The sequence below is a fragment of the Mycobacterium sp. WMMD1722 genome, from assembly GCF_049315205.1.
In the GTDB taxonomy this organism is placed as follows: Bacteria; Actinomycetota; Actinomycetes; order Mycobacteriales; family Mycobacteriaceae; genus Mycobacterium.
Genome location: NZ_CP186056.1, coordinates 5,067,461 through 5,081,255, shown reverse-complemented (window position 1 = coordinate 5,081,255; position 13,795 = coordinate 5,067,461). Strand labels below are relative to the sequence as shown.

General features: G+C 69.8%; 11 protein-coding genes. 3 read left to right on the top strand and 8 right to left on the bottom strand.

Annotated features, from left to right (window positions below; all coding sequences use genetic code 11):
* Positions 1-116: 116 nt before the first annotated feature.
* A complete protein-coding gene (locus tag ACN27E_RS24695) occupies positions 117-1,769 on the top strand; it encodes a nucleobase:cation symporter-2 family protein (RefSeq protein ID WP_422745532.1) in 1,653 nt (550 codons plus the stop codon).
* Between the two features lie 90 nt (positions 1,770-1,859).
* On the top strand, positions 1,860-2,372 hold the full coding sequence (locus ACN27E_RS24690; RefSeq protein ID WP_422745531.1) for a hypothetical protein: 513 nt from the start codon (positions 1,860-1,862) through the stop codon (positions 2,370-2,372).
* Positions 2,373-2,382: 10 nt separating this feature from the next.
* On the opposite strand, the gene ACN27E_RS24685 is transcribed toward ACN27E_RS24690, so the two are convergent.
* Both ACN27E_RS24685 and pruA read right to left on the bottom strand, forming a co-directional pair.
* Positions 2,383-3,351, bottom strand: coding sequence for a proline dehydrogenase family protein (locus ACN27E_RS24685; protein WP_422745529.1), 969 nt, complete (start codon positions 3,349-3,351; stop codon positions 2,383-2,385).
* Between the two features lie 3 nt (positions 3,352-3,354).
* Positions 3,355-4,986 (bottom strand): L-glutamate gamma-semialdehyde dehydrogenase, encoded by a 1,632-nt coding sequence (pruA, locus tag ACN27E_RS24680; protein WP_422745528.1) that lies wholly within the window; start codon positions 4,984-4,986, stop codon positions 3,355-3,357.
* Positions 4,987-5,070: 84 nt separating this feature from the next.
* Here pruA and ACN27E_RS24675 point away from each other — a divergent pair, with 84 nt between their 5' ends.
* A complete protein-coding gene (locus ACN27E_RS24675; protein WP_422745526.1) occupies positions 5,071-6,642 on the top strand; it encodes a PucR family transcriptional regulator in 1,572 nt (523 codons plus the stop codon).
* Here ACN27E_RS24675 and ACN27E_RS24670 read toward each other — a convergent pair.
* The 6 genes from ACN27E_RS24670 to ACN27E_RS24645 form a co-directional block, all read right to left on the bottom strand.
* Positions 6,632-8,374, bottom strand: coding sequence for an acyl-CoA dehydrogenase family protein (locus ACN27E_RS24670; protein ID WP_422745524.1), 1,743 nt, complete (start codon positions 8,372-8,374; stop codon positions 6,632-6,634). The two genes, ACN27E_RS24675 and ACN27E_RS24670, sit on opposite strands and share 11 nt — an antisense overlap.
* Complete coding sequence (gene dapC, locus ACN27E_RS24665) at positions 8,371-9,456, bottom strand: succinyldiaminopimelate transaminase (protein WP_422745523.1); 1,086 nt, start codon at positions 9,454-9,456, stop codon at positions 8,371-8,373. The genes ACN27E_RS24670 and dapC overlap by 4 nt, the downstream gene beginning before the upstream one ends.
* A gap of 32 nt (positions 9,457-9,488) precedes the next feature.
* Positions 9,489-9,812, bottom strand: a complete 324-nt coding sequence (gene fdxA / locus ACN27E_RS24660; protein WP_422745521.1) for a ferredoxin — start codon at positions 9,810-9,812, stop codon at positions 9,489-9,491.
* A 274-nt stretch (positions 9,813-10,086) separates the two neighbouring features.
* A complete protein-coding gene (locus tag ACN27E_RS24655) occupies positions 10,087-10,635 on the bottom strand; it encodes a YceI family protein (protein WP_422745519.1) in 549 nt (182 codons plus the stop codon).
* A 99-nt stretch (positions 10,636-10,734) separates the two neighbouring features.
* A complete protein-coding gene (locus ACN27E_RS24650; protein ID WP_422745518.1) occupies positions 10,735-13,311 on the bottom strand; it encodes a bifunctional FO biosynthesis protein CofGH in 2,577 nt (858 codons plus the stop codon).
* Positions 13,312-13,401: 90 nt separating this feature from the next.
* A complete protein-coding gene (locus ACN27E_RS24645) occupies positions 13,402-13,794 on the bottom strand; it encodes a hypothetical protein (RefSeq protein ID WP_422745516.1) in 393 nt (130 codons plus the stop codon).
* Between the last annotated feature and the right edge of the window lies 1 nt (position 13,795).

Below are 13,795 nucleotides of genomic sequence, written 5' to 3'. Positions count from 1 at the left end.
GGTGGCCGGTTCTGCCCGCGCGACGGTGCGTAATGCAACGGTCACCGCGAGGGAAAGGTCACGAAATCCCGCGATCCGACCATGAACCGGTGGCCACCCTGACCAGACTGATCTCCGTGGGCAGAGCAGCTCCGAAGCCGGTCGACGAGATCCCCCCACTACGCCGGCTCCTGCCGCTCGCGGTCCAACATGTGCTCGCCATGTACGCCGGCGCGGTGGCGGTACCGCTGATCGTCGGCGGCGCCCTGGTCAGTGCCGGCCGGCTCGACTCGTCGGACATCGTCCACCTGATCATGGCCGACCTGTTCGTCGCCGGGATCGCGACCATCCTGCAGGCCGTCGGGGTGTGGCGGTTCGGGGTGCGGCTCCCACTGATGCAGGGCGTCACCTTCGCCGCGGTCGGGCCCATGATCACCATCGGCAGCACCCACGGGGTCGCGACGATCTACGGCTCGGTCATCGCCTGCGGCCTCTTCATGATCCTGCTGGCGCCGGTGTTCGGCCGTCTCATCCGCTTCTTCCCGCCCCTGGTGACCGGCACCATCATCCTGATCATCGGGGTGTCGCTGATGCGGGTGGCCGCAGGCTGGTTCGGCGGCGGCACGGCCGCCGGTGCCGACTTCGGCGCACCCGCCGCGGTGGGCATGGGCTTTTTCACCCTGGTCGTGATCCTGCTGATCGAACGCTTCGCCCCCGAGGCCGTCCGCCGTGTCTCGATTCTGCTCGGACTGGTCATCGGCACCCTGGTGGCGATCCCGCTCGGGATGGCCGACTGGAGCCACCTCGGCGACTACGACTGGGTCGGCATCGTGACACCGTTCCAATTCGGCGTGCCCCGCTTCGAGCTCAGCTCGATCATCGCGCTGCTGATCGTCGCGATCGTCATCATGACCGAGACCACCGGCGACATCGTGGCCGTCGGCGAGATCGTCGACGAGAAGATCACCCCGCGCCGCCTCGCCGACGGACTGCGCGCCGACGGTCTGGGCACCGTACTCGGGGGCGTCTTCAACACGTTCCCCTACACCGCCTTCGCCCAGAACGTGGGCCTCGTCGCCATCACCGGCGTGCGCACCCGGCATGTGGCCAGCGCCGCCGGGGTCATCCTCATCCTGCTCGGGCTGCTGCCGAAGCTGGCCGCGGTCGTCGAAGGCATTCCATTGCCGGTGCTCGGCGGCGCAGGCGTCGCCCTGTTCGGCATGGTGGCCGCCAGTGGTGTGCGCACCCTGTCGAAAGTGGCCTTCGACAACACCAACGTGCTCGTCGTCGCCGTCTCGGTGGGGGTGGCGATGCTCACCGAGGCCAAGCTCTACTACACCGACCGCGCACTGGCCGACTCCCCCGGCTCCAGTGTCGATGTGTCACTGGATCTGTACAACCGGTTCCCCGACTGGTTCCAGACCATCTTCCACTCGGGTATCTCCGCCGGCGCGGTGACCGCGATCGCCCTGAACCTGTTGCTCAACAGTCGCTCTCGCACGGACTCGGCCGCGGATTCCGCCGAACACGCCGCCCACGACGCGCCGCGGGCAGCGCTGCCCGATCCGCTCGACGCACTGCGCGCTGCCGACCCGTCCACGCCGGCCGAGCAGCTGCGCGAGCTGGCCGAGCGCCGGCCCGAACTCCACACCATCATCGTCACCAACCCGTCGACCGATCTGGCGACCTACGAGTGGATCAAAGGTCACGGCGATCCCCAGGTCGAGACCGTGTGCCGCAGATGGGACGAGGTCACCGACGGACAGTTCTCCCGCCGGCGAGGTGAATAACAACATTGTCATTTTTCAGTAACGACGGCCCACCGGCGTGAAATGCGCCGCTACGCTTGTGCTTCCAGCCCGAGAAGTGCGAGGAAGGCGATGGCGACCCGTCGAGCGTTCACGGCGCTGCTGACAGCAGCCGCCGCCATGGCGGGGCTGCTGATGACGGCGCCGGGCAGCACGGGCGCACCGGTCGGCCAGCTGTGGACCGGCCCGTTCAACCTCGTGAGCTTCGCCTCGCAGAAGGGCGGAACCAGTTCGGCCGCACGCCAACCCGAGGCCGACTTCAGCGCGTCATACGTCTTCAAATCCGACTGCACAGGCGGTGTCTGCATCGCCACCGTCGTCAGCGGTCCGCGGCCGACCAACCCCACCATTCCGCAGCCCCTGCGCTACGTCTGGGACGGCGCCCGGTGGACCCAGTCCTACGACTGGCAGTGGGACTGCTTCATGGGCGACGGGCAACCCAAGGTCTGGGCCCCCGCCCGCAGCTTCGCCTACTACGTTCCGCAACGCGACGGCTCCCTGCAGGGCAGCTGGACCACCGAGATCTACGGCGGCCCCTGCAGCGGCAACGTCACCATGGCGGTCAAGGCCACCCCCATCTGGTGACGTCCGGACCTCAGTGCTGGACCAGCGCGCGCAGGAAGAACGTCAGATTCGCGGGCCGCTCGGCCAGCCGGCGCACCAGGTAGCCGTACCACTGGGTGCCGAACGGCAGATACACCCGCACCGCGTTGCCCGCATCGGCCAGTCGGCGCTGTTCGTTGTCGCGGATGCCGAACAACATCTGGTACTCGAACTGGGTGACGCTGCGTCCGTAGCGATCCGCCATCCCCGGCACAGCCTCGATCACCGCCGGATCGTGCGACGCCACCATCGGATAGCCGCTGCCCGCCATCAGCACGTCCAGACACCGTAGATAGTTGTCGGTGACCGCGGCGCCGTCCCGGAACGCCACCGAGTCGGGTTCGTCGTAGGCGCCCTTGCACAACCGGATTCGCGCGCCGGCCGCGGCGAACTCCTCGCAGTCCTCGAGCGTGCGGCGCAGGTACGCCTGGAGCACGGTGCCGAGCCACGGGAAGTCGGCGCGCAGTTCCCGGACGATCGACAGCGTCGAGTCGGTGGTGGTGTGGTCCTCGGCGTCCACGGTCACCCACGCGCCGATGCGCTGGGCCTGGCTGCAGATGGTGTGGGCGTGCTCCAGCGCGATCTTCCTCCCGTCGCGCGGCAGGGCCTGCCCCAGTGCGGAGAGCTTCAGCGACACCTCGAGGGGACGGACGGCGTCGACGTCCGTGCCGCCATATTCGGCATGGCGGCCCAGGGCATCGAGCAGGTCTGCATACGCCTCGGCGGTCTGCGCCGCGGAGTCGGCGTCGGTGACGTCCTCGCCCAGATAGTCGACGCTGACCAGGCGCCGCGAGTCCCGCAGCGCGCCCACCGTGGACAGCGCATCATCCACCGTCTCGCCGGGCACGAAGCGGTGCACCACCTCCCGTGTGACGGGCACCCGCTCGACGGTCCGGCGCAACGCGGCCGACCGGCTGGCCGCCAGGATGGCCGGTCGCGCGACGCGCTGGAAGACGCCCATCGCTCACCCCTCCATGTGTGGATAGTCGTGCGCGGTCGGCGGCGTGAAGTTCTCCTTGATCGACCGGGCCGACGTCCAGCGCAGCAGGTTCTGCGGCGAACCGGCCTTGTCGTTGGTGCCCGACGCGCGGGAGCCGCCGAACGGCTGCTGCCCCACCACCGCACCGGTCGGCTTGTCGTTGACGTAGAAGTTGCCCGCGGTGTGCCGCAACCGCTCCTGTGCCCGCAACACCGCGGCGCGGTCGTCGGCGATCACCGCCCCGGTCAGCGCGTAGCGGGCGCCGCCGTCGACCTCCGCGAGCATGGCGTCGTAGTCCGCGTCGGGATAGACGTGCACGGCCAGAATCGGCCCGAAGTACTCCTGACTCAGCGATTCGTCGGCCGGATCGTCGGACACCAGCACGGTCGGCCGGACGAAATAACCTGTGCTGTCGTCGTATTCACCGCCGGCGGCGATAGTCACCCCGGCAGCGGTCTTGGCCCGTTCGATGGCGGCGACGTTCTTGTCGAACGCGCGCCGGTCGATCAGAGCGCCACCGAAGTTCGACAGATCGGTGACGTCGCCGTAGCGCAACGCCTCGGTGGCGCCCAGGAAGTCGTCACCCATCTGCTGCCACACCGAACGCGGGATGAACGCGCGTGACGCCGCCGAACACTTCTGGCCCTGGTAATCGAATGCGCCGCGGATCAGCGCGGTCCGCAGTACGTCGGGGTCCGCGCTGGCATGGGCGACGACGAAGTCCTTGCCGCCCGTCTCCCCCACCAGGCGTGGATATCCGTTGTAGCGTTCGATGTTCGTGCCGACCTCACGCCACAGCTGTTGGAAGGTGGCCGTCGACCCGGTGAAGTGGATGCCGGCCAGCCGGGGGTCGGTCAGCGCCACCTCCGACACCGCCCGCCCGTCGCCGGCGACCAGGTTGATCACCCCGGCCGGCAGTCCCGCCGCCTCCAGCAGCTGCATGGTCAGATATGCCGAGAACATCTGCGTCGGTGCGGGTTTCCACACCACGGTGTTGCCCATCAGGGCGGGGGCGGTGGGCAGATTGCCGGCGATCGCGGTGAAGTTGAACGGCGTGATGGCGTAGACGAAGCCCTCGAGCGGTCGATAGTCGGTGCGGTTCCACACGCCGCGACTGCTGACCGGTTGCTGCGCGAGGATCTGACGGGCGAACGCCACGTTGAACCGCCAGAAGTCCACCAGCTCGCAGGGCGCGTCGATCTCGGCCTGATACGCCGACTTCGACTGGCCCAGCATGGTCGCGGCGGCCATCTTCTCCCGCCACGGCCCCGCCAGCAGATCCGCGGCGCGCAGGAACACCGCGGCGCGTTCGTCGAACGGCATCGACTCCCACGCCGGCTTCGCGGCAAGCGCGGCATCGACTGCGGCGGTGGCGTCGGCGTGTTCGGCGTTGGTGAACACGCCCAGAACCGATTCATGCCGGTGCGGCTGCACGACGTCGATCCGTTCACCGGCACCCATACGGTGTCGGCCGGCGATCACGTGCGGTAGATCGATCGGAGCGGCGGCGGCGAGGTCCTCGAGCGCGGTGGCCAACCGCGTGCGCTCGGGTGAGCCGGGTGCGAAGTCATGCACCGGCTCGTTGGCGGGCACGGGTACGTCGCTGATGGCGTCCATGTTCCGAGGTTCCTCTCCGAACCCGCCGTCAGTGATTAGCCGATCGGCCAAAGATGCGACGAGACATAGTTACGATTGGCCAATATGAATGCCGCCCGGGTCCGGCTCGGTGACCTGCTCCTCGCGCTGGACCGCGCCATGGTGACGCTGGTTGCCGCACCGCGCGGCCTCGATGTGCCCATCGCCACCGTCGCGCTCGTCGACGCCGACGACGTGCGCCTCGGGGTCGCCCGCGCCGCCGGCAATGCCGACCTGTTCTTCCTCCTGGGCGTGCCCGACGACACGGCCGCACGCTGGCTCGAACAGCAGGTCCGCACCCCGGTGGCGGTGTTCGTCAAGAAGCCCAGCGCGACCCTGCAACGACGCGCCGCCCGGCTGGGTGTCGCCGTGGTCGCCGTCGACCCGCACGCCCGCTGGGAGCGGGCCTACCGGCTGGTGACGCAGTTCCTCGACCACGGCCGCGATCACGACGATCCGCAGTCACCCGGCGGCAACGACCTCTTCGCGCTCGCCCAGTCGATCGCCGACCGCACCCGCGGATTGGTGACGGTCGAGGATGCGCAGTCCCATGTGCTGGCGTATTCGTCACCGAACGACGAGGCCGACGATCTGCGTCGGATGTCCATCCTGGGCCGCGCCGGCCCGCCCACTCATCTCGAATGGCTCGCCGCAGCCGGGGTTTTCGATGCCTTGCGCGCCGGTGATGAGGTGGTTCGGGTCGCCGAGCGGCCCGAGCTGGGACTGCGGCCGCGATTGGCCGTCGGAGTCGCCGTGGCGGCGCCGCGCCGGCCACCGACCTTTGCCGGGACGATCTGGCTGCAGCAGGGCTCGGCTCCACTGGCCCGCGACGCCGAGGAGACGCTGCGCGGCGGCGCCGTGCTGGCTGCGCGGATCCTCTCGCGCATGGCCGCCACACCGTCGGCCCACACCCTGCGGCTGCGCGAACTGCTCGGCCTCGCCGGCGACGAACCCGGTGACGTCCGGGCGACGGCGCGCGAACTGGGCCTGGAGACGGGCGGCCGGGCCGCCGTGATCGGTTTCCAGGGCGGCCCAGGTTTGGCCGAGGTGATCGTGTTGAGCGCGACCGCCTTTCGGGCCGACGCGCAGATGGTGTCGGCCGACGACCGGGTGTACGTGCTGCTGCCGCAGACCGGTGGGGCGGCGACGGTGACGTCGTGGGTGCGCGGCTCGGTGGCCGCGCTGCGACGCGAACTCGGCGTGACGGTCCGCGCGGTGATCGCCTGCCCGGTGTCCGACCTCGACGGGGTGGCCACCGCCCGCGCCGACATCGACCGGGTCTTCGACAGCGCCGCTCGCCATCCCGACGCGATCGGCCAGGTGGTGTCATTGGCCGAGGCGCGCACGACGGTGCTGCTGGACGACATCGTCGCCCAGGTGGCGGGCCAGCCCCGGCTGATCGACCCCCGAATCGCCGCGTTGCGCGACCAGGATCCCGTGCTGGCCGAGACGTTGGCCGCCTATCTGGACGGCTTCGGTGACGTGGCCGCCGTGGCGCGACGACTGCACGTGCACGCCAACACGGTTCGCTACCGGGTCCGCCGCCTCGAGACCATCCTCGGCGGCTCGCTGTCCGACGCCGGCGACCGTCTGGTGCTGGCGTTGAGCCTGCGCGCCACCGATCCGCTCAACCGGTGAACGCGCCCGCCAGCAACTCGTCGAAGCGCTCGATCGCCTCATCGCCGTCGTCGTCGATCCCGCGCAACGGTCCGTGGTCGGCGAGATGGCGCTTGGCATACAACCGCGCCACCAGCGCCTTGCGTTCGTCGCCGCGTTCGGCGCGCTCCCAGGCGGCCCGCTCGGTCAGCAACGCGCCTGCGTACACGTCGGCCATGAACTGCGCCAGCGCGAACAGCCGTGCTTCGGCGACGGCGCCGTCGAGTTTCCGCCACGCCGCCACCGCGGCGTCCAGATCCGATACGCGTTGCGAGACCAGGGCGGTCGTCGCATCGTCATCGGAGACCGACACCGCGTCGCGCAGCCGGGTCAGCAGGGCCTCGTGGGCCTGCGCCTTCTCGATACCCCGTCGGACATCCAGGCACAGAATGTTGTCCGGACCCTCCCAGATGGTGTTGACCTGGGCGTCGCGCAGCAGCCGCGCCACCGGCCAGTCCTCGATGTAGCCGTTGCCGCCGTGGATCTCGATCGCATCCGAGGCCATGGTGATGCCCAGCCGGCACACCTTCAGTTTGGTGACGGGCACCGCGATCCGCTGCCGGATCCGGCTGGGCTGGCGGTGATTGGGCAGTCCGGTGCCGTCGAACACCAACGCCTGGGCCGCCTCGACATCGACGATCATCTCGGCCAGTTTGCGTCGCATCAGCGGTTTGTCGATCAGCGGCGATCCGAACGCCTGCCGGCGCCGGGCGTAGCACAGCGATTCGACCAGGGCGCGACGCGCATTGCCCAGGGCGAACAGTGCGATGCCCAGCCGGGCGGCGTTGGTCAGCTCCATCATCCGGCCCAGGCCCTTCCCGTCGGACGGGCCGGACTCCGACGTCGGCTCGCCGGAGAGCAGGAACGCCTCGGCGTCGGCGAACTCCACTTCGCCGGAGGCCACCGACCGGGTACCGAGCTTGTCCTTGAGCCGCCGGATCCGCACCCCGTTGCGCGATCCGTCGCGCCGGGTCCGCAGCACCAGGAACGTCGCGACACCGCGACTGGAATCCGGTGCGCCCTCGGGTTTGGCCAGCACGACGAACGCCTGACCGTCGCAGTTGGAGGCGAACCACTTGAATCCGTTGAGCAGCCAGGCGTCGCCATCCCGGGTCGCCGTCGTCTCGAGTGCGCCCAGATCGGAGCCGCCGGTGCGTTCGGTGAGCATCTGCGCCGTCTCACCGTCCCACTCCCCGGAGGCGAACTTGTCCAACACGTGGTCGCGGACATCGGCCGGGGCATACGCGGCGACGAGCGCCTGCACCATCCCGCCGCCGGTACCCAGCGCGCAGCCCATCCCGATGTCGGCCTGATCGAGCAGGTAATTCGCCACGAACATCGGGATCGACGAGCGGCCACCCGCGGCGCGCACCTCGTCGCGAAGCGTCCGCTGCGCGTCGAGCACCGCGCGCTTGGACCGGATGAACGAGTCGGGCAGCACCACCCGACCGACGTCGTGCCCCCAGCGGTCGTAGCGCTGCAGCGTCGGGGGATGACGGTCGGTCTCCTCCGCCCAGCGCGCGACCGGCCCGCCCATCAGATCGCCCATGGCGACCAGGTGGGGTTCGGCGACGGCCACCTGCTCGGCGGGCAGGTAGTACGCCAGCGTCGTCTGCAGCGTCGGATCGGTGCTGTACCAGTTCAGACCGACGGCGCCGGCGAAGCTCTCGGTGCGGTACCGATCCGTCTTGTCCGGGGTGCTGAACCCGCTCACGCCAACCGCCGCGCGGCCGCGTCGATGCGCTCGTCGGTGGCGGTGAGCGCCAAGCGCACATGCTGCCCGCCGCGCGGGCCGTAGAACTCGCCGGGGGCGGCCAGGATGCCGCGTTCGGCCAGCCAGCCCACCGTCGCCCGGCACGGCTCGCCGCGGGTGGCCCAGAGATACAGACCGGCCTCGGAATCGTCGACGGTGAATCCGGCCGACTGCAACGCCGGCAGCAACACCTGCCGCCGACGCGCATAACGCTCCCGCTGCCGGCGCTCGTGCGCGTCGTCGTCGAGCGCGGCGACCATCGCGGCCTGCACGGCGGTCGGCACCATCATCCCGGCGTGCTTACGCACCGCCAGCAGTTCGGCGACCACCGCGGGATCACCGGCGACGAAGCCGGCGCGGTAGCCGGCCAGCGAGGACGTCTTCGACAGCGAGTGGATCGCGAGCAGCCCGGTGTGGTCCCCGCCGGACACATCGGGATGCAGCACGGAGAACGGCTCCGCGTCCCAGGCCAGGCCGAGGTAGCACTCATCGGAGGCCACCAGCACCCCGCGGTCGCGAGCCCAGCCCACGACCTTGCGGAGGTGGTCGGCGCCCAGGACTTTGCCGGTGGGGTTGCTCGGCGAGTTCAGATAGACCAGCGCCGGTCGCTGCGGACCGAGCTGGGTCAGCGAGTCGGCGCGCACCACCTGAGCGTGGGCTAGCCGGGCGCCCACCTCGTAGGTGGGATAGGCAAGTTCGGGGACGACCACCACATCGTCGGAGGTGAGCCCGAGCAGTGTGGGCAGCCAGGCGATGAGCTCCTTGGTCCCGACCACCGGCAGGACGGCGTCCTCGGCCAGGCCGGTGACGCCGTAGCGGCGCTCCAGCGCCGCCTTCGCCGACGCGCGCAGCGCAGGGGTCCCCGCGGTGGTCGGATAGCCCGGCGAACCGCTGGCCGCGGCCAGCGCCTCGCGGATCACCGGTGCCACCTCGTCCACCGGGGTGCCGACCGAGAGGTCGACGATGCCGTCGGGATGCGCGCGAGCCACCGCGCCGGGCTCGGCCAGCGTGTCCCAGGGAAACTCCGGCAGTGTGGCGGACACCGCCCGCCGCGCCACCTCAGGCGTCGGAGACGTCAGTCTTCGCCCTGCGGCGGCAGGTCCTTGACGACCTGCGGATCGTTGTCGGTCTGACCGACCTTCGACGCGCCGCCCGGCGAGCCCAGCTCGCTGAAGAAGTCCGCGTTGTGCTGCGTGTAGCCGCTCCACTGATCGGGGACGTCGTCCTCGTAGTAGATGGCCTCGACCGGGCACACCGGTTCGCAGGCGCCGCAGTCCACGCACTCGTCGGGGTGGATGTACAGCATGCGTGCGCCCTCGTAGATGCAGTCGACGGGGCACTCCTCGATGCATGCCTTGTCCTTGACGTCGACACAGGGTTCGGCAATGACGTACGTCACCGGTTCTCCTAAGCGTTCTTCGGTCTGACCAGTGGGCTGCTGGCGCGGGCGGGCCGCCGAGTCGGCGACCAGTTGTTCGCCTGGAAGTATCCCCAGGCGGGTTCTGGACGGTCGTCTCAGTGTGCCCTAACTTGCACGCGGCGCCCCGGTAGGGGTGCCGCGTGGTTACTGATACTAAACGTCGCACATACAGTCCGACCAGTCGCCACACCAAACGCACGACGCCACGGCGCGGTCGCGCCGTGGCGTCGGAAGACGGTCTGGAGGCGGGGGCTCAGGCCTGCTTGAGCGCCTCGATCTCGAGGGTGATGGTGACCTTGTCGCCGACGACGGCTCCGCCGGTCTCCAGCGGGGTGTCGATGTCGATGCCGAAATCGCGGCGGTTGAGCACCACGGTCGCATCGAAGCCGGCGACCTCACCGTGACCCATCCCCGGGTTGACCCCGTTGAAGTCCAGGTCCAGCGTGACGGCCTTGGTGACGCCCTTGAGCGTGAATTCGCCGTCGAGCGCGTAGTGGTCGCCGTCGGCGCGCACCCCCGTGGAGGTGAAGGTGGCGGTCGGATACTTCTCGGCGTCGAAGAAGTCGGCAGCCTTGAGGTGGGCGTCGCGCTGCTCGTTGCGGGTGTTGATCGAGGTGACGTCGATCTCCGCGGTCACCGAGGCGGTGCCGTCCTCGCCGACGGTGATGGCGCCGCTGAACCGGTCGAAGGTGCCGCGCACCTTGCTGACCATCAGGTGGCGTACAGAAAATCCGATCGTCGAATGCACGGGGTCAATCGCCCAGGTGCCGGCGCTCAGGGCGGACGCGGTGGCTGACGTCATGGTGGTCTCCTTCGTCACGGGTCGCCGGACCGTCCGGCACCCTCGACGAGATAAACGGACCACGGTCCGGTTTCTATTCCACGGTCGATGGGCGAGCAGTCAGGCCGCCAGCGGCGCGTACGTCGTGGTGCGCTGACGGGCGGGCCGGCCGATACCCCGGGCGATCGACACCAGCTCCTCGACGCTCTTGGCCGACCCGTTCTCCGATCCGGCCATCCGGGAGATGGTCTCCTCCATCAGCGTGCCGCCGAGATCGTTGGCGCCACCCTGCAGCATCACCTGGGTCCGCTCCACGCCCAGCTTCACCCAGCTGGTCTGGATGTGGTCGATCCGGCCGTGCAGCATGATCCGGGCCAGCGCGTGCACCGCCCGGTTGTCCCGGTGCGTCGGACCGGGTCGCGCTCCGCCCGCGAGGTACAGCGGCGACGACTGATGCACGAACGGCAGCGGGACGAACTCGGTGAATCCGCCGGTGCGGTCCTGGATTCCGCGCAACACCCGCAGATGCCCGACCCAGTGCTTCGGGGTGTCGACGTGGCCGTACATCATCGTCGAACTCGACCGCAGCCCCACCTGGTGGGCGGTGGTGATGACGTCGATCCACTCCGACGTCGGCAGCTTGCCCTTCGTCAGGATCCAGCGCACCTCGTCGTCCAGGATTTCGGCGGCCGTGCCCGGGATGCTGCCCAGGCCGGCTTCGCGCAGGGCGGTCAGCCACTCGCGGGTCGACAGCCCACTCCTGGTGACGCCGTTGGCGATCTCCATCGGAGAGAAGGCGTGGACGTGCATCGACGGCACCCGCCGCTTGACCGCGCGCACCAGGTCGGCGTAGCCGGTCACCGGCAGTTCAGGATCGATACCGCCCTGCATGCAGACTTCCGTCGCCCCCACCACGTGGGCTTCCCAGGCGCGGTCGGCCACCTCCTCGGCGGACAGGGAGTACGCGTCGGCGTCGCCCTTACGCTGGGCGAACGCGCAGAACCGGCAGCCGGTGTAGCAGATGTTGGTGAAGTTGATGTTGCGGTTGACGACGTAGGTCACGTCGTCACCCACCACGTCGCGGCGCAGCGAATCCGCCAGCGCGGCAACGGCGTCCAGGGCCGGACCGTCGGCGCTCGCCAGCGCCAGGTACGCGTCGTCGGACAGCGCCGCCGGATCACGCTCGGCCGCGCGCAGGGCGGCCAGCACATCGGTGTCGATGCGCTCGGGCGCCCGCGCGGCGAGTTCGGAGACCTTCTCGCGAATGGACTCCCAGTCGCCGAACGCGCTGCCGAGGTCACTGCGGGTCTCGGTCAGCCGTCCCTCGCTGTCGATCGCCGAGTGCAGATCGGTGCGCCCCAGCGACTGCAGCGCCTCGTCGGGTTCCTGCCACGGCCGGCCCTGCGGGTTGACGTCGAGGGCCAGACCGTCGGGACCGGCGAGCGCATCCACGTGTCCCCGCACCCGGGGATCGATCCACGCCGCGCCGGCCTGGACGTACTGCGGTTGCGCGGTCAGCCGCTGCACCAGGTCGTATCCCGCCTCGGCGGTGACATCGGCCAGATCGTCGAGCGCCGGCCACGGCCGCTCCGGATTGACGTGGTCGGGCGTCAGCGGCGAGACCCCACCCCAGTCGTCGACGCCCGCCGCGATCAGCGCCAGGCACTCCTGCCGGGACACCAGGTTCGGCGGCGCCTGGATCCGCATCTTCGGACCCAGCACCAGCCGCGTCACGGCGACCGTCGCGAGGAAGTCGTCGATCCCGGTGTCGGGCACACCCGCCATGGCGGTGTGGTCCTTGGCCCGGAAGTTCTGCACGATCACTTCCTGGACGTGCCCGAACTCTCTGTGCGACCGGCGGATCGCGTGCATGGTCTCGGCGCGCTCGGTCAGCGTCTCGCCGATTCCGACGAGCAGTCCCGTGGTGAACGGGATGGACAGCCGGCCCGCGTCGTCGAGTGTGCGCAGCCGAACCGCGGGATCCTTGTCGGGGCTGCCGTAGTGCGCCAGCCCCTTCGTCTCGAACAGCCGACGCGACGTGGTCTCGAGCATCATGCCCATCGACGGCGCCACCGGCTTCAACCGCGACAGCTCCGCCCAGCTCATCACGCCCGGGTTCAGATGCGGCAGCAGTCCGGTCTCCTCGAGCACCCGGATCGCCATGGCCCGTACGTAGTCCAGAGTGGAGTCGTAGCCGCGCTCGTCGAGCCACTGCCTGGCCTCGTCCCACCGGGTCTCGGGGCGGTCACCGAGCGTGAAAAGAGCTTCCTTGCACCCCAGTTCGGCACCGCGGCGGGCGACGTCGAGGATCTCGTCGGGCTCCATGTACATGCCCTTGCCCTGCGCGCGAAGCCGGCCGGGCACGGTGACGAAGGTGCAGTAGTGGCAGGTGTCGCGGCACAGGTGCGTGACGGGGATGAAGACCTTGCGCGAATAACTGACCGGAAGGCGGCCGTTGGCGCCGAGGCGCCCCGCCGAGGACAGTCCGGCGTCGCGGACCCGTGCCGCGCTGGCACACAGGTCGGCGAGGTCGTCACCGCGCGCAGTCATCGCGATCGCGGCCTCGTCGACGTTGAGCGCCACACCGTCGCGGGCCCGCCTCAACACCCGGCGCAATGCGGCGGGGCTGGGCTCTTCGGTACGCGGTGGGACCGCCGGAGCTGGCAGATCGGTGCCGTGATGGGGGTTCAGAGCCACTCCCGAACAACCCCGCCATCCGTGGTTTTCATCCGCGCTTCCCACATCCTGGAATCACAGCCTCCGGCATACCGGCCACAGTAGCCTTCGTCAGCGACGCCATAGCAGCCACGCCGGTGGCCCGGCGCCCAGCGCGAGATACACCAGCACGCTGTAGGCCATCACACCTGCGCCGCCGAAGACGATGTCGCCGCCCGGCCCCCCGAGCGTCAGCACCGCCACGGTGGCCAGCCAGGTCCACAGCGGCAGCGCGGCCACCCGCCCCGAATCGGTCCACTTCATCGCCACCCACACCAGCGCCGCGTTCATCGCACCGGCCAGCAGTGCGGTCAGCGGAACCGGGATCACGCCGATGCGCAGCGGAAGGAACAACGCGCCGATGATCGCGACGAGAATGCCGTCGAATGCGAGTAGACCCAGGACGAGATTGCGGGTCAGGTCGGGATGCTGTCGAGCAGGCCCACCAGGGACCCCACCACCCACT